Annotated in this window: 18 protein-coding genes and 1 riboswitch; of the genes, 5 read left to right on the top strand and 13 right to left on the bottom strand. The window is 65.1% G+C overall.

What is annotated here, in order from left to right; genetic code table 11:
* Positions 1 to 19: 19 nt before the first annotated feature.
* Together M2375_RS08435 and M2375_RS08430 are read right to left on the bottom strand one after the other, a co-directional pair.
* Complete coding sequence (locus tag M2375_RS08435; RefSeq protein WP_259165158.1) at positions 20 to 472, bottom strand: hypothetical protein; 453 nt, start codon at positions 470 to 472, stop codon at positions 20 to 22.
* A 56-nt stretch (positions 473 to 528) separates the two neighbouring features.
* Positions 529 to 1,014, bottom strand: coding sequence for a hypothetical protein (locus M2375_RS08430; RefSeq protein ID WP_259165157.1), 486 nt, complete (start codon positions 1,012 to 1,014; stop codon positions 529 to 531).
* Between the two features lie 549 nt (positions 1,015 to 1,563).
* Here M2375_RS08430 and M2375_RS08425 point away from each other — a divergent pair.
* The gene (locus tag M2375_RS08425) at positions 1,564 to 2,694 is read left to right on the top strand and encodes a branched-chain amino acid ABC transporter substrate-binding protein (protein WP_259165156.1); all 1,131 of its coding nucleotides are present in this window, start codon (positions 1,564 to 1,566) and stop codon (positions 2,692 to 2,694) included.
* A gap of 51 nt (positions 2,695 to 2,745) precedes the next feature.
* Here M2375_RS08425 and M2375_RS08420 read toward each other — a convergent pair whose 3' ends face one another.
* The gene (locus tag M2375_RS08420) at positions 2,746 to 3,279 is read right to left on the bottom strand and encodes a methylated-DNA--[protein]-cysteine S-methyltransferase (protein WP_259165155.1); all 534 of its coding nucleotides are present in this window, start codon (positions 3,277 to 3,279) and stop codon (positions 2,746 to 2,748) included.
* 259 nt (positions 3,280 to 3,538) lie between these two features.
* A riboswitch (FMN riboswitch) is annotated at positions 3,539 to 3,696 on the top strand.
* 89 nt (positions 3,697 to 3,785) lie between these two features.
* Between M2375_RS08420 and M2375_RS08415 the strand changes: the two genes are divergently transcribed.
* Both M2375_RS08415 and M2375_RS08410 read left to right on the top strand, forming a co-directional pair.
* Positions 3,786 to 4,307, top strand: a complete 522-nt coding sequence (locus M2375_RS08415) for a 6,7-dimethyl-8-ribityllumazine synthase (protein WP_259165154.1) — start codon at positions 3,786 to 3,788, stop codon at positions 4,305 to 4,307.
* Positions 4,308 to 4,419: 112 nt separating this feature from the next.
* Positions 4,420 to 5,634, top strand: coding sequence for a sugar transporter (locus tag M2375_RS08410; protein ID WP_259165152.1), 1,215 nt, complete (start codon positions 4,420 to 4,422; stop codon positions 5,632 to 5,634).
* 74 nt (positions 5,635 to 5,708) lie between these two features.
* Here the strand turns inward: M2375_RS08410 and M2375_RS08405 are convergent, their stop codons facing one another.
* From M2375_RS08405 to M2375_RS08385, 5 genes are all read right to left on the bottom strand, one after another.
* Positions 5,709 to 7,088, bottom strand: a complete 1,380-nt coding sequence (locus tag M2375_RS08405) for a PepSY domain-containing protein (protein ID WP_259165150.1) — start codon at positions 7,086 to 7,088, stop codon at positions 5,709 to 5,711.
* A gap of 12 nt (positions 7,089 to 7,100) precedes the next feature.
* Positions 7,101 to 8,666 carry a phosphonate ABC transporter, permease protein PhnE gene (gene phnE / locus M2375_RS08400; protein ID WP_404979292.1) on the bottom strand — a complete coding sequence of 522 codons (1,566 nt, stop codon included), beginning with the start codon at positions 8,664 to 8,666 and terminating at the stop codon, positions 7,101 to 7,103.
* Entirely contained in the window at positions 8,666 to 9,514 is an 849-nt protein-coding gene (locus M2375_RS08395; RefSeq protein WP_259165148.1) for a phosphonate ABC transporter ATP-binding protein, read from the bottom strand. Before M2375_RS08395 ends, phnE begins: the two co-directional genes overlap by 1 nt.
* 88 nt (positions 9,515 to 9,602) lie before the next feature.
* Complete coding sequence (locus tag M2375_RS08390; RefSeq protein ID WP_259165147.1) at positions 9,603 to 10,487, bottom strand: putative selenate ABC transporter substrate-binding protein; 885 nt, start codon at positions 10,485 to 10,487, stop codon at positions 9,603 to 9,605.
* Between the two features lie 268 nt (positions 10,488 to 10,755).
* Entirely contained in the window at positions 10,756 to 11,658 is a 903-nt protein-coding gene (locus tag M2375_RS08385; RefSeq protein WP_259165146.1) for a LysR family transcriptional regulator, read from the bottom strand.
* Between the two features lie 131 nt (positions 11,659 to 11,789).
* Between M2375_RS08385 and M2375_RS08380 the strand changes: the two genes are divergently transcribed.
* Entirely contained in the window at positions 11,790 to 12,449 is a 660-nt protein-coding gene (locus M2375_RS08380) for an NAD(P)-dependent oxidoreductase (protein WP_259165145.1), read from the top strand.
* 21 nt (positions 12,450 to 12,470) lie between these two features.
* Here M2375_RS08380 and M2375_RS08375 read toward each other — a convergent pair whose 3' ends face one another.
* From M2375_RS08375 to M2375_RS08365, 3 genes are all read right to left on the bottom strand, one after another.
* Entirely contained in the window at positions 12,471 to 13,268 is a 798-nt protein-coding gene (locus M2375_RS08375; RefSeq protein ID WP_259165143.1) for an alpha/beta fold hydrolase, read from the bottom strand.
* A gap of 51 nt (positions 13,269 to 13,319) precedes the next feature.
* Positions 13,320 to 14,861, bottom strand: coding sequence for a glycosyltransferase family 39 protein (locus tag M2375_RS08370; protein WP_259165142.1), 1,542 nt, complete (start codon positions 14,859 to 14,861; stop codon positions 13,320 to 13,322).
* Between the two features lie 95 nt (positions 14,862 to 14,956).
* Positions 14,957 to 15,130 carry a hypothetical protein gene (locus M2375_RS08365; RefSeq protein WP_259165141.1) on the bottom strand — a complete coding sequence of 58 codons (174 nt, stop codon included), beginning with the start codon at positions 15,128 to 15,130 and terminating at the stop codon, positions 14,957 to 14,959.
* A 153-nt stretch (positions 15,131 to 15,283) separates the two neighbouring features.
* Here M2375_RS08365 and M2375_RS08360 point away from each other — a divergent pair, with 153 nt between their 5' ends.
* The gene (locus M2375_RS08360; RefSeq protein ID WP_259165140.1) at positions 15,284 to 16,021 is read left to right on the top strand and encodes a methylated-DNA--[protein]-cysteine S-methyltransferase; all 738 of its coding nucleotides are present in this window, start codon (positions 15,284 to 15,286) and stop codon (positions 16,019 to 16,021) included.
* Positions 16,022 to 16,095: 74 nt separating this feature from the next.
* Here M2375_RS08360 and M2375_RS08355 read toward each other — a convergent pair whose 3' ends face one another.
* Entirely contained in the window at positions 16,096 to 17,334 is a 1,239-nt protein-coding gene (locus M2375_RS08355; protein WP_259165139.1) for a CaiB/BaiF CoA-transferase family protein, read from the bottom strand.
* A 232-nt stretch (positions 17,335 to 17,566) separates the two neighbouring features.
* Positions 17,567 to 18,757, bottom strand: a complete 1,191-nt coding sequence (locus M2375_RS08350) for an acyl-CoA dehydrogenase (protein WP_182327366.1) — start codon at positions 18,755 to 18,757, stop codon at positions 17,567 to 17,569.
* Between the last annotated feature and the right edge of the window lie 145 nt (positions 18,758 to 18,902).

The raw sequence follows: 18,902 nt of genomic DNA, 5'->3' as shown, positions 1-18,902 counted from the left end.
GGCTTGAAGCTGCCCGTGGCTAGCGCTGGAACTGGCCACCAAACTGGCCCCCGTTGGGACGAGCGGCGGGTGCGCTCGGGCGCGGGCCACCGCCAGAAGGTCGGCCAAAGTTGGAGCCGGTGCCGGGCGCGAGTTGCTGCGCAGGGCGCGATGGCTGGGGCCGGCTGTGGCCATAACCGGGGCGGTTATAGCCGCCACCCGGGGGCCGGTAGTAACCACCGCCTGGGCGGTAATAAGGCCGGCCGCCGCCATAGACATAGGTAGGCGAGCTTTGGATGACCAAGGAGCTGCTGCCGTAGTACGGGTAGCTGTTGTAGCCGTAGCCGCCATAGCCGTAGCCATAGGTGGGCGTGGAATAGGTCGAGTAGGCATCGCCGTAGTACACGCCGTCTGCGGGCGCGACCACGCAGCCGCCCAACAGCAGGGCGCTGGCCACGGTGATGGTCATCGTTGCGAGACGAAGAGTGCGCATGGTGAAAACTCCTTGTAGGCCAGGTCCTGTCATTGCTGCACAGGCCTGGCAGTGGTTCAGCGGCAGGGGCGGCTGGGGGTCAGCACATTGTCACTGCCCGCTGCATTCTGGCGTGCGGCGGCGGCGCATTCTTGCTGGTGTCGGCTTTCGCCAAAGCGGTTGCGGTCACGCTCGCGGTTTTCGCGTTCACGGTTTTGCGACTGGCGCTCCAACTCGCGGCGGCGGTCCTCATCGCGGGAGCGCTGATCACGGTCGCGGTCACGGGCCTGGCGATCACGGTCACGGTCTCGGTCGCGTTGGCGTGCTTCCTGCTCGCGGGCTGCGCGATCGCGGTCGCGGTCACGTTCGCGGTAATAGCGGTCGTCGTTATAGCGGTCCTGCACATAAATGGTTTGTGAAGGTTGCTGGTAGCCATAACCGGTGCCATAGCTGCCGTAGCCTGAATCGCTGTAATAGCCGTCGCTGCCGGTGGCGACACAGCCGGTGGTGAGCAGTGCGCTCACCGCCACGGTGGCAATGCTGAGCAAGTGACGATAATTCATATTCGAGCCTTTCTGGTTGTGTGGTGGCTTGGACGGGCATGGAGGCCATAGGTTCGGCAAGCGCGATTCCCAATGCTAACCGTTACATCCTCAAAACCGCAGACATGGGCCCATCAATGTAAAGACGTTTCGCATGCCACAAGGGTTGACTGCGGAAGTGCCCCCATGCAGTGTTTTGCCAAACTTTACAGAGGCTGCCACGTCGCAAACAGGAGACACCGGGGAGACATCGGTCAGCACCCTGGCAGCCCGTGTGGCAGCAGGTATCGAGAAGTTGCTGCCCTGGCCCGAATTTCCGGGCGATTGATGCAATGCAGCAATTGCTTTCAAGCCCCATGCCTTGGCGCTTATATGCTATTTCAAACCCACTGTGTCGCTATTTTTACAGGACTTGTCCTAATACCGTCGTAGGCCTAGCTAGATAAAAAATCACTGTCACGCTATCGATTTCGGTAATGCATCAGCCAAGCCGCCCACATTACGAGTGGCAGGGTGGCAAAAGCGGGTGCCGGTGGCGATCAACAGACGCTTTTGATGGAGTACGACGCAATGGATAAAAGTATCAAGGCCGCAGTGGCCATGCTGGTGGCGGGTGTGGCAGTGGCTGCCAACGCACAGGAGGTGGTGAAGATCGGTACGATGAGCCCGCTGTCCGGACCTCAGGCCCACTATGGCAAGGACAACGTCACCGGCGTGCGCTTTGCGGTGGAAGACCTCAATGCCCAGGGCGTCACCATCGGCGGCAAGAAGATCAAGTTCGAAGTGGTGGCCGAAGACGATGCGGCCGATCCCAAGCAGGGCACTGCCGCTGCCCAAAAGCTCTGCGATGACAAGGTCGCGGCGGTTGCCGGTATCTTGAACTCGGGCGTGGCCATTCCCTCGTCCAAGATCTTCAATGACTGCGGCGTGCCCTTCATCACCGGCGCTGCCACCAACCCCGAGCTGACCCGCCCCGGCTACCCTGGCGTCTTCCGCATCATTGCCAATGACAACGCACTGGGCGCTGCACTGGCGGGTTATGCGGCCGATACCCTCAAGCTCAAGAACGTGGCTGTGATCGACGACCGCACCGCCTACGGCCAGGGCCTGGCCAATGTGTTCAAGAAGGATGCTGGCGCCAAGGGCGTGAACATTGTGGCCTCCGAGTTCACCAACGACAAGGCCACGGACTTCATGGCCATCCTGACCTCCATCAAGGCCAAGAAGCCCGATGCGATCTTCTATGGCGGCATGGATGCGCAAGCCGGCCCCATGCTGCGCCAGATGGTGCAGCTGGGCATGACCAATGTGAAGTTCTTCGGCGGCGATGGCATCTGTACCGCCGAGCTGGCCAAGCTGGCCACGGGCACCAAGACCTTGGGCAATGTGATCTGCGCCGACGGTGGCGCCTCGCTGGCCAAGATGCCTGGCGGCACGGAATGGAAGAAGCGCTACGACGCCAAGAACCCCGGTGTGTTCCAGGTCTACAGCCCTTACTTCTATGACGCGACCATGCTGATCGTGGACGCGATGAAGCGTGCGGACTCCACCGATCCCAAGAAGTACCTGCCCGAGCTGCGCAAGTCCGAGTACAGCGGCGTGACGGCGAAGATTGCCTTCCAGGAAAACGGCGAGCTCAAGGTACCGCTGTACACCCTGAGCCACTATGTGGGCGGCAAGAAGACGCCTATTGGCGAATAATCAGCCAGCGGCGCGCACAAAACCGCGCTGGATCCGGCGCCAAGAGCCCGCTTAGGCGGGCTTTTTTGCGTGCGTCGCTTCGTGGTTCAAAAGCCACTGCTTGCGCTGCAGGCCGCCGGCATAGCCGGTCAGCGCTGCATTGCTGCCAATCACCCGGTGGCAGGGCAGCACGATGCTGATGGGGTTGGCGCCATTGGCCATGCCCAGCGCGCGCACCGCTGCCGGCCGGCCTATCTGTGCGGCCAGGCTGGCATAGCTGCGTGTACTGCCAGCCGGGATGCCGCGCAGCGCCGCCCAAACCTGGCGCTGAAAATCAGTGCCACCCAGCGCCAGCGCCAGCCCATCGAGCGCCTGCAGCTCACCGTCGAAATAGGCGGTCAGTGCCTCGGCCACCGGCCCTTGCGCGGGTGTACGGGCTTGCATCACCACCTCATCACGCGGGTACTGGCGGCGCATCAGCAGCTGCATGCGCGCTTCGTAACCTTGCCAATCGAGGGCGCGCAGGCGCTGCTGCGCATCGCAAAGCAGCAAGATGGGTCCCAGCGGGCTGGGCATGCGGGTGAGCAGAAAGTTCAGTTGGGCCATGGAGGGGCGGGCGATGGGGGCAGATGGTTGGGGGATGCCGCAGTGTAGAGGCATGGTGCGGGCTGTGCACCAGGCTGTACCAGGCTGCACTGGGTTGGGCCGCGTGCGCTGGGCGGGCAGGGTCGGCAAACATCGATCGATAACAAGTTTCCTGCGCATCAAAAACCAGGGTGACGGTGTTTGTATCCCATCCCTTCTACAATCGGCCGGCGAGCCTGCTGCAGGCTTGGCCAGCAAGGGCAAGACGGCAGCGGCTCAGCGTTATTCTCAGGGCGGGGTGTAATTCCCCACCGGCGGTATCTGGTCCTTAGCGGCCAGGAGCCCGCGAGCGCTTGCAAGGCCTACGGCTGCGCAAGGTCAGCAGATCTGGTGCGATGCCAGAGCCGACGGTTACAGTCCGGATGAAAGAGAATCGCGCAAGCCTTTTGCAGCCCTGCGCTTGTGCGCTGGGTTGTGCAGCAGGCTTGCGCGCGCCCTGATTCAGGTCATTGAAGGACAGCAGAACCATGAATCAGCATTCCAGTATTTCTTACGCCATCAGCAAAGCCTCGCGCCTGGCGATTGTCAGCGCGCAATGGCATTCCGATATCGTGCACCAGGCACGCGATGCGGCCTTGGCCGAACTGGCCCAACAAGGCTGGCACGCCGACCAGATCGACCTCTACGACGTGCCTGGCGCATTCGAGATCCCCTTGTTGCTCAAGCGCCTGGCGCAAAGCGGCCAGTATGCCGGGCTGATGGCCTGCGGCCTGGTGGTCAATGGTGGCATCTACCGCCACGAGTTTGTGACCACGGCGGTGATCGACGGCCTGATGCGCGTGCAGCTGGACAGCGGCGTGCCGGTGTTCTCGGCCGTGTTGACGCCGCGCGACTTCCACGACTCGCAAGAGCACCATGACTTCTTCCACCAGCATTTTGTGAAGAAGGGCGCCGAGCTGGCCCGCGCCTGCGCCACCACGGTGCAGCTGCACCGCAAGCTCGAAGCGCAGCAATTGCAGCAGCTGCAGCCGCAAACGCTGGCGGCCTGAGCACCACCAGGGTCGAGTAAAGGGTTTTCCCTGGATGCCCTAGGGAAAACGCTGTTTTTTGGCACACTGGCGAGCCGCTCTCCACTTTGGAGCAGCGGCTTTTTTCATTGCCATGACCGACTCCGCATCTTTAACCCGCCGCCAGGCCTGGCTGGGCGTTATCGCCCTGGCCATGGGCGCCTTTGTTTTCAACACCACCGAGTTTGTGCCGGTGGGCCTGCTCAGCGACATCGGCGGCAGCTTTGGCATGGGCACCGAGCAGGTGGGTCTGATGCTGACCATCTATGCCTGGATTGTGGCGTTGACCTCGCTGCCCTGCATGCTGATGACCAAGAACGTCGAGCGCCGCAAGCTGCTGATGGGGGTGTTCGCGCTGTTTGTGCTGAGCCATGGGCTGTCGGCCATCGCCTGGAATTACGCCACGCTGCTGATCAGCCGAATCGGCATTGCGCTGGCGCATGCGGTGTTCTGGTCGATTACCGCATCGTTGGCGGTGCGCATTGCGCCCCAGGACAAGCGGACGCAGGCCCTGGGCTTGCTGGCGACTGGCACCACCTTGGCGATGGTGCTGGGCGTGCCTTTGGGGCGCATGGTGGGCGAAGCGCTGGGCTGGCGCACCACCTTCGGCATCATCGGTGTGGTGGCCCTGGGCGTGATGCTGGTGCTGTGGCGCCTGCTGCCCTTGCTGCCAAGCGAGAATGCCGGCTCGCTTAACAGCATTCCGCTGCTGTTCAAGCGCCCGGCGCTGTCGGCCACCTATGCCTTGCTGATTTTGATGGTGACCGCGCAGTTCACCGTCTACAGCTATATCGAGCCGCTGATCCAGCGCGAGGCCGGGCTGAACAACCAGGTCACCACCTGGGTGCTGCTGCTGTACGGCGGCATGGGCGTGGTCGGCAGTATCCTTTTCAGCAGCTATGGCATACGCTGGCCGCGCGGCTTTTTGCTGTCTGCGATGGCGGTGCTGACGGCCTGCCTGTGGCTCTTGCTGCCCAGCACGCGCTGGCCGCCTGCGCTCTACCTCGTCTGCGCCATTTGGGGTGTCACCATGCTGTGCATGGTGCTGCCGCTGCAGGCCAAGGTGCTGCGCCTGGCATCGGATGCCACCGATGTCGGCATGTCCTTGTTCTCAGGCATCTTCAATATCGGCATCGGCGCGGGTGCCTTGCTGGGCAGCCAGATTGGCATGCACGCAGGCCTGTCCTACCTGTGCCCCGTGGGGGGCAGCATTGCGCTGGTGGGGGTGCTCTGGTGCGCTTACGCCGGCTGGAAGTGGCGCAGCAGCTTTGCGCCCGCAGGGGCGGAGGCGCGGATTGTGCCGCACTGAGCGGAAAGCCAGCGCCAGCAAGTCAGCGCTATTCACCTGCCCGGCACCACCTCTGTGCCGGGCATTTTTTTGGCCTATCGGCGCAGGTAGATCCAGGCATCCAGCGCCAGCAGTGCCAACAGGCTGCAGCCCAGCACCGGCAGCAGCCAGCCCAAGGCGACGGCCACCAGCAACAGGGCCAACGCAGCAGCACGCGGCAACTGGCGCCATTGGTGGACCAAGGTCAGCTGGCCATGCAGCCATTCGCGGCTGCGGCCTGGGCGCTTGCGCCACTGCAGCCAGCCGGTCAGCGCCATCGCCACAATGCCGGCGCCCAGCAGCACCAGCAAGGCCTGGTTCAGAACACCCCAGCTGCCCATGTGCAGATCAATGCCCCAGCGCGTGAGCTTGGAGGCCAGCGGGTAGTCGCTAAAGCGGTTGTGGTGCAGCACCTTGCCGGCGGCCAGGTCAATCGCCAGCGCGTCCACTTCAGTGGGCCAGGATCGGTTGATCTCGGTCACCGTCCAGGCTTTGTTGGCGGCGGCCGGTGGCCGAATCTCCAGCTTGGCAGATGCCAGGCCATGCTGGCGGGCGAGTGCCAGGGCGGTGTCAAAGTCTTGGGGTGTGGGTGCCATAGCCGTCATACCGGCCATGGCCATCGGTACGGCCTGGTGCTCTGCATGGTCCGCATGCGGGTCGGCTGGCTGGTGGTGGGCATGCGCGCCAGCGTTGTCCGTGCTTAAGTTGGTATTCAACCTAGGTGTTTGCCAGCCCATTTGCTGCAGTGCCTGGCCAAAATGGCCACCGGCCCAGCGCGACCAGGTCAGGCCCGTGGCCGACAGAAACAGCAGACCGACCAGCAGCCACAAGCCCAGCCCATGGTGCCAGCGGCGCAGCGGCGGCAGCATGCCCTTGTTGGCGGAAGCGCGCTGCGGGCGCGAAAGCCACCACAGCGCCACGCCGCCCAAGCCGGACAGCCAAAGCCAGGAGGCGGCCAGCTCGCTGTAGGTGCGGCCCCATTCACCCATCAGCAGCTGGCGGTGTAGCAGATCGAGCTGTTTGCGCAGCGGCAGCACGCCGCTGGTGCCATAGACCGTCAGGTCGCCCTGCAGGGCCAAGGTGTAAGGGTTCACAAAGAGGCTGCGGTACTCGGAGGTGCCCAGCGCTGCATCGGCCACCATGACGCGGGTGGTGCTGCCGCCATCAGGTGCCGGGCGCACGGCCACCACCGTTGCTGGCGCGGGCAAGCTGTGCAAGGCCGCTTGCACCTGGGCAGACAGCGGCTGTGCCTGGGCTCCGGGCGGATGCGTGGCCTTGAGCGCGCTGCGGTAGAGCTGGTTCTCCAGCTGGGGCGTAACCGCATACAGCAGGCCGGTCGCGGCGGCCACGACGATGAAGGGCGCGACCAGCAGGCCGATATACAGATGCAGTCTGCGGATCAGCAGCTGCCAGGTTTTGCGGGTGGAGGGAGACATCAAAAATCGTGGTTAGCGCATGGCGCGGCGCAGGGCGGCACTGCTCCAGTCCACCGCCATGCTCAGCAACAGCATGGCAATGATGACGGTGCTGGCCTGCGCATAGTGGAACAGTGAGAGCTCGAAATACAGCAACTGGCCCAGGCCGCCAGCGCCGACAAAGCCGAGGATGGCCGCCATGCGGATGTTCATCTCCCAGCGGTACAAGGTGTAGGCCAGCAGCTGCGGTGCGGCCGATGGCAGGGTGCCATAGCAAAAGGCCAGCAGGCGGCTGCTGCCCGCCAGGCGCAGCGCCCGCGCGGGTGCGGCGGGTGCGTTTTGCAAGGCCTCGGCATAGAGCCGGCCCAACACCCCGGCGGTGTGCAGGCCCAAGGCCAGCGCGCCGGCAAACGGGCCCAGGCCCACGGCCAGCACGGTGATCGTCGCCCAGACCAGCTCGGGCACCGAGCGCAGCAGGTTGAGCAGCGCGTTCCAGGGCGCACGCCAGCGCGGCAAGGCCAGCAGCAGCCCGCCGGCCGCCGCCAGCAAGGTGCCGATGATGGAGATGGCCAGGGTCTCCCACACCCCCTGGGCCACCTTGCGCAGCCAGGCCGCGCTCAGGTCGGGCGAGAAAAAGCTTGCCACAAAGCTGCCCATCGATTGCACCGCATCCCGGCTGAAGAGCGCTGACCAGTCGATATTGAGCAGCCAGAAGCTGGCCCACAGACCAGCAGCGCCGAGCAGCAGCAGCGCCGCGCTGCGCCAGCCAAAGGGCAGCGCGCGGGCTGCTGGCGGCGTATCGAGCGCGCGGCGCAGCCACCAAGACAGCAGATCGGCCAGCGCCACCAGCAGCATAAAAGCCAGCAAGATGCTGGCGACTTCGCCGCCGTTGAGCATCTTCATCGCCTGGTCCATCAGCTGGCCCAGGCCGCCCGCGCCAACAAAGCCCATGACCACCGAGGCGCGGATCGCGCATTCCCAGCGGTAGACGCTGTACGACGTAAGCTCCCGCGCCGCCTGCGGCAGCGTGCCATACAGCAGGGCCTGCAAACGGCCTGCGCCGCTGGCGCGCAGCGCGCGGGCGGGGGCCGGGTCGGCGGATTCCAGAATCTCGGCATAGACCTTGGCCAGCATGCCGCCATAGGTGAGGCCCAGGGCCAGTACGCCAGCGGCGGGGCCCAGGCCAAACACCCGCACAAACACCAGCGCCCACACCAGCTCGGGCACGCCACGCAAAATCGTCAACACGCTGCGGGTGATGGGGTTGAGGCTGACCTTTTCGCGCGCAGCGCCGCTGGCCAGGTAGGACAGCGGCAGCGCCAGCAGCAAGGCCAGCGCCATACCGGCAGTGGCGATCGCCAGGGTCTGCAGGCTGGCCTGGCCCAGGTAGGCCAGAAACTCCGGGCTGGTCTCGGGCGGCAAAAACTGGGCCAGAAAACCGCCCACCACTTGGAGGTTGCGGCTGTCAAAAAAAGGGGCCAGCGAAAAGCCCGAGGTCTGCAGCATCGGCCACAGCACGACCACCGCCAACAGCAGCGCGATGAGCCGGCCACGGGCGGCCGGATCGCGGCGCTCCGTGTGGATCGTGTTGGCTGCCATCAGCGGCATGTGATCACTTCGGCCGCAGCGTTGGCTGCCGCCTGCGGCTCGGCGCTGCGCATGCTGGCAAGGGTGGGCAGGGCTGCCGCACTGCCATCGGCATGGGCGTACAAGGCCTGGAGCTGCGACTGGCGCACTTGCGCGGCCGGCAGGTCAAAGGCGATGCGGCCATCGCGGATGCCGACAATGCGCGCAAAGCAACTAAGCGCCAGGTCCACCGCATGCAGGCTGGCCACCAAGGTGGCCTGGCGCGCGGCGGCCTCTTGCACCAGCAGCTGCACGGTGGCCAGCGACAGCGCAGGGTCCAGTGCGGATACCGGCTCATCGGCCAGGATCAAACGGGCCTGCTGGTAGAGCACCCGGGCAATGCCCACGCGCTGCAACTGGCCGCCCGAGAGCTGGTCGCAGCGCGCAAAGATTTTGTCCTCCAACTGCACCCGGGCCAAGGCCTCGCGGGCGCCGGCAATGTCTTGCGGGTAGGCCAAGGAGGCCAGTGCCTTCCACAGCGGCCACTGGCCCAGGCGGCCAGCCAGCACGGCGGTGACCACCCGCTGGCGCAGCGCAATCGGCGCGCTTTGGTGCACGGTGCCGATCAGGCTGCGCAGCGCTTTGAGCTGGCGTGCTGTGGGCGTTGCCGGTGCGCTGGGCAGCGCCTGGCCCAGCACCTGCATGCGGCCGCTGCTGGGCAGGTGCGCAGTGCCGATGGCGGTCAGCAGCGAGGTCTTGCCCGCGCCGGAGGGGCCGATCAGCGCAATGCTCTCGCCCTGCGCGGCGGACAGGCAGATGCCCGAGAGCGCGACAAAACCATTGGCGTGGGTCAGGCCCACATCGTCAAGCACAAAGCTCATGGATCAAACGGTAGAAAACGCTGCAATGACGGCGCTGGCCGGCCCACTGCGAATGGCGCAATGGGCCGGGCCAGTGCCGGGTGGCGATTTACTTGAGCAGGCCAGCGGACTTGGCCGCTGCCTCGGTGCCCGCATAGTTCTCAGGCTGGGTGGGGATGAACTTGGAGGCGCGCTGCAAATCCATCAGGGCCTTGTGCTCGGGCTTGGCCGGGTCCAATGCTAGGAAGGCATCGGTCAGCTTTTTGATGATGGCCGGGTCCAGGTCGCCGCGCACCGTCCAGTTGTAGTCAAAGTAGGTGGGGGTGGTGGCAAACACCCGTACCTTGCTGGGGTCCACCTTCTTGGTCTCGACCAGCTTGTCCCAGACGGAGGTGTTGAGCACCCCGGCTTGGGCCTTGCCGGCAGCCACAAAGGCCACGGTGGCATCATGCGCGCCCGAGTAGGCCACGGTCTTGAAATCCTTCTCGGGGTTCAGGCCGTCTTGCAGCAAAAAGTAGCGCGGCATCAGGCTGCCCGAGGTGGACGAGGGCGCGCCAAAGGCAAAGGTCTTGCCCTTGAGGTCGGCCAGGGTCTGGATGCTGGGGTCGGCGGTGATGAACTTGCTGGTAAAGACCGCGTCTTCAGCGCGCTGCACAATGGGGATGGCCGTGCCATTGGTGCGGATCTTGGCCTGCACATAGGTAAAGCCGCCCAGCCAGGCCAGGTCCAGCTTCTTGGTCGCCAAGGATTCGACCACGGCGGCATAGTCCGTCACGGGGGTGAACACCACCTGCATGCCGGTCGCCTGCGACAGGTACTCGCCCAGCGGCTTGAACTTGCGCTGCAGCTCGGTTGGTGCCTCGTCGGGGATGGCCGATACGCGCAGCACCGCAGGGGTGTCTGCATGCGCGCTGAACGTAGCCAGGCTGGAAAGGGTCAACGCGGCCAGCGAGAGGCCACGCAGCGCCGAGCGGCGAGCGGTAGAGTGGGTCATAGCGTTCCGTTCTTTCAACCACCGCTGTCCGGATACACGGCGGTTTAATAGGCCACGCGGTTGGCGCGCAGCGATAAGAACATGCTCACGATCTCGTTGCGAAGAGACCATCAATACGTTCCCAGGACCAAGGCAGTACACCGACCACCAGACAGGATTCTTGCGTATTTGACAAAACCACCGCTGCCCCTCACGTTCTTTTGGCGCAACAGCCCGGTGCCAGTGCCCACTTGTTCTGCTGGGTAGCAGCGGCGGGGCCCGGTTTTTGTCAGGCCAAGGCCAGCGGCGCAAAGTGGGCCTGCAGCGCCGCCAGGGCCAGCCGCACCCGTGCCGGCAGTGCCTGGCGCCCGGGGGTGAGAGCGGAGATGCGCAGGCTGCCGCAGTCCCAATCGGGTAGCAGGCGCAGCAGCTGGCCGCTGCGCACCTGGTCGGCCACTTCGAGAGAGAACAACCTGGCCAGGCCCAGCCCCTCGCTGCACAGCTGCTGCAGCGCGAATTGCTGGTTGCTGATGATGCGCGGCGTGGTGTGCAGCACCACGGTCTCGCCACTGTTTCTGTGCTGCAGCTCCATGCGGGCGCTGGTGGTTTTGCCGATATTGCGCGCCATCCAGGGCCAGGCTTGCAAGGCCTGCGGTTGCTCGGGCAAGGGCTTGCCTTGGGCCAGTGCGGGGGCGGCACATATCCACCAAGGCAGGGTGCCCAGCGGGCGGGCCACCCAGTTGGAATCGGGCAGCTCGCCCATGCGGATGGCGATGTCCACCCGCTCGGCAACCAGGTCGCGGTGGGCGTCATCCAGCAGCAACTGCAGGCGCAGTTGCGGGTGGGCATGCAGCAAGGGCGCCAGCGCCCGGCCCAGCGGCGCTGCCAGGCCCAGCACCGCCGCAATGCGCAACTCGCCCACGGGCTCGTCGCGCTCGGCATCCAGCTCGGCGCGGGCCTGGCGCGCTGCTTGCAGCATCACGGCGCATTGCGCATAAAAGCGTTGCCCGGCTTCCGACAGGCTGAGCTTGCGCGTGGTGCGGTGCATCAGCGGCAGGCCCGCCTGAGCCTCCAAGTGGCGGATCTGCTGGCTGACGGCCGAGGCACTCATGCCCAGCAGGCGCGCGGCGGCGCTCATCGAGCCTTGCTCGACCACGGTGGCAAAAATGGCCATGCGCTTGAGGTCTTCCATGGGCTGATTATGAAGCTCAGCTTCAAAGAATTGCTTGTAATCGCTGGATTATCAATGCTTCTCTTCAGGACTACGATGCAGTCATGGTGTGGCAAAGGTCTGCCCACCTTTGTCTATCCAAAGGAAACACGATGAAAGTCACCCTGATTGGCGCTACCGGTTTTGTAGGCGCTGCCTTGCTCGATGAACTGCTGCAACGTGGCCACGAAGTGGTGGCCCTGGTGCGCGAACCCGTCAAGCTGGCGCCCCGCCCGCATCTGCAAGTGGTGCCTGGCGATGTGATGGATGCGGCCGTGGTGGAAAAGGCCGCCGCAGGCAGCGATGCCGTGCTGTCTGCCTACAACGCAGGCTGGGCCAACCCGAATATTTACGAGGATTTCCTCCAGGGCTCGCGCGCCATCGTGGCCGGCACCCGGGCAGCGGGTGTGCCGCGCTACCTGGTGGTGGGTGGCGCTGGTAGCCTATTTGTGAACGGCCAGCAGCTGGTGGATTCGCCCGACTTCCCTGCGGCCATCAAGCCCGGTGCCAGCGCGGCCCGCGACATGTACAGCGAGCTGCAAAAGGAAGCGGTGCTGGACTGGAGTGTGCTGAGCCCGCCTGTGGGCTTCCATGGCGGATCGGCCGCGCAAAGCCAGGGCCGCACCGGCCAGTACCGTACCGGCAAGGATGAGCCACTGTGGCAAGCCGATGGCAGCCCCGGTGATATCTCGGCCGCCGATCTGGCGGTGTCGCTGGTCGATGCGCTGGAGCAGCATTGGCACAGCAAGGCGCGCTTCACGGTCGCCTATTGACAGGAAAGGCAGGCGGCAGCTTCAGTCCGCCTGCGCCAGAAAAGCCTGCACGCGGCCGAGCACCTGCTCGGCCATCTCGCGGTGCGGCATATGGTGGGCGCCAGCGATGATCTCGGTTTGGCCGCCAGCGCCCGCCAGGCGTGCAATGCGCTCAGGGTGTGCGGTGCTGCCGTATTCGTCGAGCTCGCCATGGATGGCCAATAGCGGGCATTGCAAGCGGGGCAGCCAGGCATCCACCGTCCAGTCGGCAAAGGCGGGGCTGAGCCAGGTTTGCGTCCAGGCATCCACCACCCAGCGCGCCTTGCTGCCGTGGTACTTGGCCAAGCGCTCCAGCTGCGCCGCGTCCTGGAACAGTGCACGGGCCTCTACGATGCCGGCACGCGTGCGGTCCTCGACAAAGGCCTGTGCGGCGATGGTGACCAGCGCCGTGCAGGCCTGGCCCGCGCCAGCCGCAATGGCCATCCCCATGCCGCCGCCCACGCTGTGGCCCAGCAGCGCAAAGCGCTCCAAGCCCAGCTGCTGGCGCAGGATCGGAAAGTACAGCGCAGCTTCTTCGCCGACAAACTGCGCCGACAGCATGTCCGAACGCGCATCGGATTGGCCAAAACCCAGGCGGTCATAGGCAACGACCTGGCGGCCGGTGGCCTGGGCCAGCTGTGCCGGAAAATCACGCCACAGTGCCACCGATCCCAGCGAATCGTGCATGAGCACCAGAGGCGCTTGCCGGGGCATGGCCGGGGTCCAGGTTTTGGCATACAGCCGGGCTTGTGCGGGCAGGTTGATCCAGTGTTCTCGAGTGATGGGCGGGGCGTCGGTCATGGTCTCTGGTGGCCTCCTGTCAACACCGCATCTTAGAGACTTGTGCCGCGCTTAACCGCCCGCTGGAGACACCACAAAGTTCATCTGCATGCGCGCACGCGCCGGGTCGGTCCAGCGGTAGGGCAGCTCGGCTTCTTGCACCTGCAGCATGGCATCGACCGGCCAGGCCGCCCACCACCAGGCATCGGGGGCCGGATCTTCGGTGGAGATCTGCAACAAAGGCAGGTGCTGCTGGCGAGCCGTCTCGGCAGCCTGCCAGGCGCAATCCTTATGAAAGCCGGGCTCGTCCGCGTTGCACACCACAATCTTGGCCTGCGGAAAAAGGATACGCATGACGCCCCCGGTGGTGTGGTGCTCGGCCAGCACCATGCCCTGGCCGCCATAGCCGGCCTGGCGCAAGGTGCTGGCCATCAGGTCCAGCTGCCAGTTGAGGCGGTCACCCTTGCCCCGCTTGGCATCGCGCAGCGGCGCCAACAGGGCGAGTGACCACACCAGCACCAGCATTCCCAGGCAAGCCAGCAGGTAGCGCCGTCGGCTTTTTCCTGTCTGTGCAATCGCCGGCCAGCGGGCCAGCATGTACAGCGGAAAAATCAGCAGCAAAGGCTGGATCCAGCGACCATCGAACTTGGCCGCGCCCGCAAATGCCATCAGCACCAGGGCCGCAGCCACCAAGGCCATGTAGCGGCCTAGCAAGGGGAGCAGCCAGCTGGGCCGTGGTGTGGCGCTACCGGTCGGGCTTGGCTGGGTGGCGCCTGCGGCTTGGGTCCAGAACCGGCCGCTGCTGAGCCAGGCCAGCAGCAGCCAGGGCACAACCGCCAGCAGCAAAAATGCGACCAGATCGCCCAGGCCCTGGGCCAGACCGCTCAGGTAGGAACTGGTTTGTGCCGGGTGCAGACTGTTCAGGGTAGCGCCGCTGGCGTCTTGCCAATGGTGCAGCACCCACCAGCCATGGGGGGCGACGAGTACGGCGCTCACCAGCGGCGCCAGCCACCAGCCAGGCGAGAACATCGCGCGGCGGGTATCCGAGATACTCAGGCAGGCTGCCAGCATGGCCAGCAGCACCAGCAAATAACTGTACTTGGACAGCATGCCCCAGGCGATGGCCAGGCCCAGGTAGACAAAGCCCATCGGCCGAGGCTGGCGCAACTGGCGCAGCAGCAGCCACCAGGTGGCGAGGATGGCGCAGGTGAGCATGACGGTATGGGTCTGGTCGCGCAGCAACTGCCAGGCCATGCCCGGCAGCCAGGTCAGCCCCGCAGCCGCAAGCCAGGCCTTGCCAGCGGGTAGCACTTGCTGCGCCGCCAGCAGCATAAAGACAAAGCTCAGCGCAATCAGGCAGTTTTTGAGCAGCACCACGGCCAGCGTGCTGGGGCCCAGCACCAGGCCCAGCGCCCATTGCAGCCAGGTGTAGAGCGGCGGCTGGGGGCCATAGCCCAGGGCCAACTGCTGCGACCAGACCAGTTGCTCATTTTGGTCCCAGGACACGCCATGCGAGACCACCAGGCGGCTGGCCAAGAGCAGTAAAAAAAGCACTGCAATCCAGCGCAGGGCTTGGCGATCAACGGTGGGGGACTGGGTAGGGGGCGGGGTCATGCAGTGGGGAAAGAGGCGGCCGTAGCCGCCGAAAAAAACTGCCCGATCATAAAGGGCGGAGGTAAAGCCAGCGCAAAGGCGCATGGGCTGCTTTTCTAAGCCTGGCGGCTGGGCCGCGAAGGCGGCTGCAGGCCCGCAGCCACGATGCGGTGCGCATCGGCCATCGCTGCAGAAAAGGGGCGGCCATGGTGGGCATGGCGATGGCCGTATGCGCTGTCGAGCAGCTCGCGCAGGCGGGCGGTGTGGCGGGTGTGCAGAGGCGCGTGCATTGGGCGGTATTTTCTAGAGGCTGGGCAGGCGATTGTCCGGTTCGCAGCAGCGCTGTTGCGACGATGGCGGCAAAGGCTGACAGTGGCACTGCGGCTTGCGAGGTCTGTGCCCCTTGCCGGGCGCACCGGGTGCAACTGGGGCAAGATAGCTGCATGACCACAGTCCCGCTCTCTTTGTCTTGCGTGCCTGGCGATGGCTGGGACCCCGCGCAGACCGGCCATGCCTTGTTCCGCACCCGCCTGGGCGTTTGCGGCATTGCCTGGGGCGCGCAGGCCGTCGTGGCGCTGCGGCTGCCCGAGCCCAGCCCGGAGGGCACGCAGATGCGCTTGTTGGCGCATGCACGCCAGCGCCGCAGCGGCCTGTGGCCGCAAGCCCAGGCCGCCGATGGTTTAAGTGCCCAGGCGCTGCAGGCGGTGGCAGGGGTGCAGTGGCTGCTGGCCGGGCGCCCGCAGGCCAGTGATCCGGACCGCAGCCCACCCTGGCCGGATGCGCCAGCGCCAGTGTTGGGTGATCTTCGCAGCTTGTTGACGTTGAATCGCTGGTCTGAGCGCAGCGGTTTACCGCTGCTCGACGATGTGGTGCTGGATTGGCACGGCGTGCCTGATTTTTCTCGTGCGGTTTACCAGTTGGCGCTGGCCATCGAGCCCGGGCAGACGCGCAGCTATGGCGACCTGGCCCTGCACCTGGGAGGCAAAGGCCTGGCCCGTGCGGTAGGCCAGGCGCTGGGGGCCAACCCCTTTGCACCGGTGGTGCCCTGCCACCGGATCTTGGCGGCGCAGGGCGCGGGTGGTGGCTTCTCGGCCAATGGCGGTACACGCACCAAGCTGCAGCTGCTGGAATGGGAGGGCGCGCCGCTGGGCGATGGCAGCAGCCTGGGGCTGTTTGACTGAGAGCCCGCAGCTGTGCAACAACAAAAAGGGCCGCAACAGCGGCCCTTGGTGCATCGTGGCAATAGCGCGAACCGTCAGACCACGCCTTCGCTGTGCAGCTGCGCAATCTGCGCGGGTGAGCGCCCCATCTCGGCCAGGATCTCATCGGTGTGCTGGCCCATCGCAGGCGGTGGGCGGCGTACCACGGGCGGGGTGGCAGTCAGCCGCATGGGGCTGGCCACGGTGCTGATGCTGCCGATCTGGTCGCCGGCGTCGCGGGGGATCTGCACATGCAGGCCGCGTGCAATCACCTGCTCATCATCAAAAGCCTGGGCGATGTTGTTGATGGGGCCGCAGGGGACGGCCTTGTCTTCGAGCAGCGCAATCCATTCGGCGGTGGTGCGGGTCTTCATCAGCGGGTACATCAGTTCCTGCAAATCCTTGCGGTGGATGATGCGGCCCGAGTTGCGGGTAAAGCGGGCATCCTGCGCCCAGGTCTCGTTGCCGGTGGCGGCGCAAAAGCGTGCAAACTGGCCGTCGTTGCCAATGGCCAGCAGCACATTGCCGTCCTTGCTGGGAAAGTCCTGGTACGGGCCGACGCTGGGGTGGATATTGCCGGCGCGCTGCGGGATCTCGTCGGCATTGAGGTAGCCCACGGCCTGGTTGGCCAGCACGGCCATGCCCACGTCCAGCAGTGCCATGTCGATGTGCTGGCCTTCGCCAGTCCGGTGGCGGGCTTGGAGCGCGGCCAGGATGGAGCAGCAGGAGTAGATGCCGGTGAACACATCGGTCACCGCAACCCCTACCTTGAGCGGGCCGCCGCCGGGTTCGCCATCAGGGTGGCCGGTGATGCTCATCATGCCGCTCATCGCCTGCACCATCAGGTCGTAGCCGGCGCGGGGGGCGTAGGGGCCGGTCTGGCCAAAGCCGGTGACCGAGCAGTAGATCAGGCGCGGGTTGATCTTGCGCAGGCTTTCGTAGTCCAGGCCATAGGCCTTGAGGCCGCCGACCTTGAAGTTCTCGACGACGATGTCGGCGTCCTTGGCCAACTCGACGATCAGTGCCTGGCCCTGGGGCGAGGCCATGTCGATGGTGATGCTGCGCTTGTTGCGGTTGCAGCAGGTGTAGTAGCTGGCCTGCTCGGTCTTGCCGCCGTCATCGGTGTGCAGGTAGGGGGGGCCCCAGTGGCGGGTGTCGTCGCCAGCCTCGGGGCGCTCGACCTTGATCACTTCTGCGCCCAGGTCGCCCAGCATCTGCGCGCACCAGGGGCCGGCCAGCACCCGGGAAAGATCCAGAACTTTGATGCCGTCCAGCGGCGCGATGGGTGCGGTCATGGTGTCTCCAAATTTGATAGCTGCCCATGCATATGCAACAGGCGCTGCAGCAAGAAATTTCTGCAAAACTCGCCGATGGTACGTGCCGCCTTATGGTGGCGCCATTCGCATCCGGCAAGGGGGTGGTTAAGCGATCACAAAACACCACAACCCACCCACGCAGCGTCTGCGGTGAAGTGGGTTGTGGGGGGGCATGCAGCGGGCGCTGCAGGCCGTAGAGGCAGCTTGCCTTTTAGTTAGCGAACGCGGCGATGCCGGTCTGGGCGCGGCCCAGGATCAGCGCATGCACATCGTGCGTGCCTTCGTAGGTGTTCACCACTTCCAGGTTCACCAGGTGGCGTGCCACACCAAACTCGTCGCTGATGCCGTTGCCGCCCATCATGTCGCGCGCCAGGCGGGCAATGTCCAGCGACTTGCCGCAGTTGTTGCGCTTGATCAGCGAGGTGATCTCGATCACGTTCTGGTGCTCGTCCTTCATGCGGCCCACGCGCAGTGCCGCTTGCAGGCCCAAGGTGATCTCGGTCTGCATATCGGCCAGCTTTTTCTGGATCAGCTGGTTGGCAGCCAGTGGGCGGCCAAACTGCTTGCGGTCCATCGTGTACTGGCGGGCGGTGTGCCAGCAGAACTCGGCCGCACCCATCGCGCCCCAGGCAATGCCAAAGCGGGCGCTGTTCAGGCAGGTGAAGGGGCCCTTCAAACCACGCACTTCGGGGAAAGCGTTTTCTTCCGGCACAAACACATCGTCCATGACGATTTCGCCGGTGATCGAGGCGCGCAGGCCCACCTTGCCGTGGATGGCGGGGGCCGAAAGGCCCTTCATGCCCTTTTCCAGCACAAAGCCGCGAATCTGGCCGACGGCGCCGCCTTCTGACACCTCTTTGGCCCAGACCACAAACACATCGGCGATGGGGCTGTTGGTGATCCACATCTTGCTGCCCTTGAGCTTGTAGCCGCCGTCCACCTTGTAAGCGCGGGTGGCCATGCTGCCAGGGTCAGAGCCGTGGTCAGGCTCGGTCAGGCCAAAGCAGCCAATGAACTCGCCCGACGCCAGCTTGGGCAGGTACTTTTGCTTTTGCGCTTCGGTGCCGAACTCATTGATCGGCACCATCACCAAGGAGGACTGCACCGAGGCCATCGAGCGGTAGCCAGAATCGATGTACTCGATCTCGCGCGCCACCAGGCCGTAGCTCACGTAGTTCAGGCCGGCGCCGCCGTATTCGGTGGGGATGGTGGGGCCCAGCAGGCCCAGCTCGCCCATCTCACGGAAGATGCTGGTGTCCACCGACTCCTTGCGGAACATCTCTTGCACGCGGGGTGCGAGCTTGTCGCGGCAGTAGGCGCGCGACGCGTCGCGGATCATGCGCTCGTCTTCGCTCAGTTGCTCGTCGAGGTGGAAGGGATCTTCCCAGGTGAATTGGGCCATGTCTGCTCCTTGGATCTTTGCTCGCTGATTGGAAGGCAGGCTGACGCGGATGCGCGAAGCCCTGCCTAAACAGCCGCCATGGTAGGCCGGCGGCGGCACAGGGGCAAACGATTGTTTATCATCCAGATATGCTCATTACGCATTT

Origin of the sequence: Comamonas sp. BIGb0152 (assembly GCF_024809975.1) — a bacterium.
Taxonomy (GTDB): domain Bacteria; phylum Pseudomonadota; class Gammaproteobacteria; order Burkholderiales; family Burkholderiaceae_C; genus Comamonas.
The sequence above is the reverse complement of the archived record's forward strand: the minus strand, read 5'-3'. Positions and strand labels throughout refer to the sequence as shown.

Bases quoted from the DNA above. Each gene is read 5' to 3' on its own strand.
- M2375_RS08410 (WP_259165152.1), top strand. From the start codon at position 4,420: ATGACCGACTCCGCATCTTTAACCCGCCGCCAGGCCTGGCTGGGCGTT.
- M2375_RS08425 (WP_259165156.1), top strand. From the start codon at position 1,564: ATGGATAAAAGTATCAAGGCCGCAGTGGCCATGCTGGTGGCGGGTGTG.
- M2375_RS08375 (WP_259165143.1), bottom strand. From the start codon at position 13,268: ATGACCGACGCCCCGCCCATCACTCGAGAACACTGGATCAACCTGCCC.
- M2375_RS08430 (WP_259165157.1), bottom strand. From the start codon at position 1,014: ATGAATTATCGTCACTTGCTCAGCATTGCCACCGTGGCGGTGAGCGCA.
- M2375_RS08370 (WP_259165142.1), bottom strand. From the start codon at position 14,861: ATGACCCCGCCCCCTACCCAGTCCCCCACCGTTGATCGCCAAGCCCTG.
- M2375_RS08385 (WP_259165146.1), bottom strand. From the start codon at position 11,658: ATGGAAGACCTCAAGCGCATGGCCATTTTTGCCACCGTGGTCGAGCAA.
- M2375_RS08395 (WP_259165148.1), bottom strand. From the start codon at position 9,514: ATGAGCTTTGTGCTTGACGATGTGGGCCTGACCCACGCCAATGGTTTT.
- M2375_RS08360 (WP_259165140.1), top strand. From the start codon at position 15,284: ATGACCACAGTCCCGCTCTCTTTGTCTTGCGTGCCTGGCGATGGCTGG.
- M2375_RS08355 (WP_259165139.1), bottom strand. From the start codon at position 17,334: ATGACCGCACCCATCGCGCCGCTGGACGGCATCAAAGTTCTGGATCTT.
- M2375_RS08365 (WP_259165141.1), bottom strand. From the start codon at position 15,130: ATGCACGCGCCTCTGCACACCCGCCACACCGCCCGCCTGCGCGAGCTG.
- M2375_RS08350 (WP_182327366.1), bottom strand. From the start codon at position 18,757: ATGGCCCAATTCACCTGGGAAGATCCCTTCCACCTCGACGAGCAACTG.
- M2375_RS08435 (WP_259165158.1), bottom strand. From the start codon at position 472: ATGCGCACTCTTCGTCTCGCAACGATGACCATCACCGTGGCCAGCGCC.
- M2375_RS08415 (WP_259165154.1), top strand. From the start codon at position 3,786: ATGAATCAGCATTCCAGTATTTCTTACGCCATCAGCAAAGCCTCGCGC.
- phnE (WP_404979292.1), bottom strand. From the start codon at position 8,666: ATGGCAGCCAACACGATCCACACGGAGCGCCGCGATCCGGCCGCCCGT.
- M2375_RS08390 (WP_259165147.1), bottom strand. From the start codon at position 10,487: ATGACCCACTCTACCGCTCGCCGCTCGGCGCTGCGTGGCCTCTCGCTG.
- M2375_RS08380 (WP_259165145.1), top strand. From the start codon at position 11,790: ATGAAAGTCACCCTGATTGGCGCTACCGGTTTTGTAGGCGCTGCCTTG.
- M2375_RS08420 (WP_259165155.1), bottom strand. From the start codon at position 3,279: ATGGCCCAACTGAACTTTCTGCTCACCCGCATGCCCAGCCCGCTGGGA.
- M2375_RS08405 (WP_259165150.1), bottom strand. From the start codon at position 7,088: ATGTCTCCCTCCACCCGCAAAACCTGGCAGCTGCTGATCCGCAGACTG.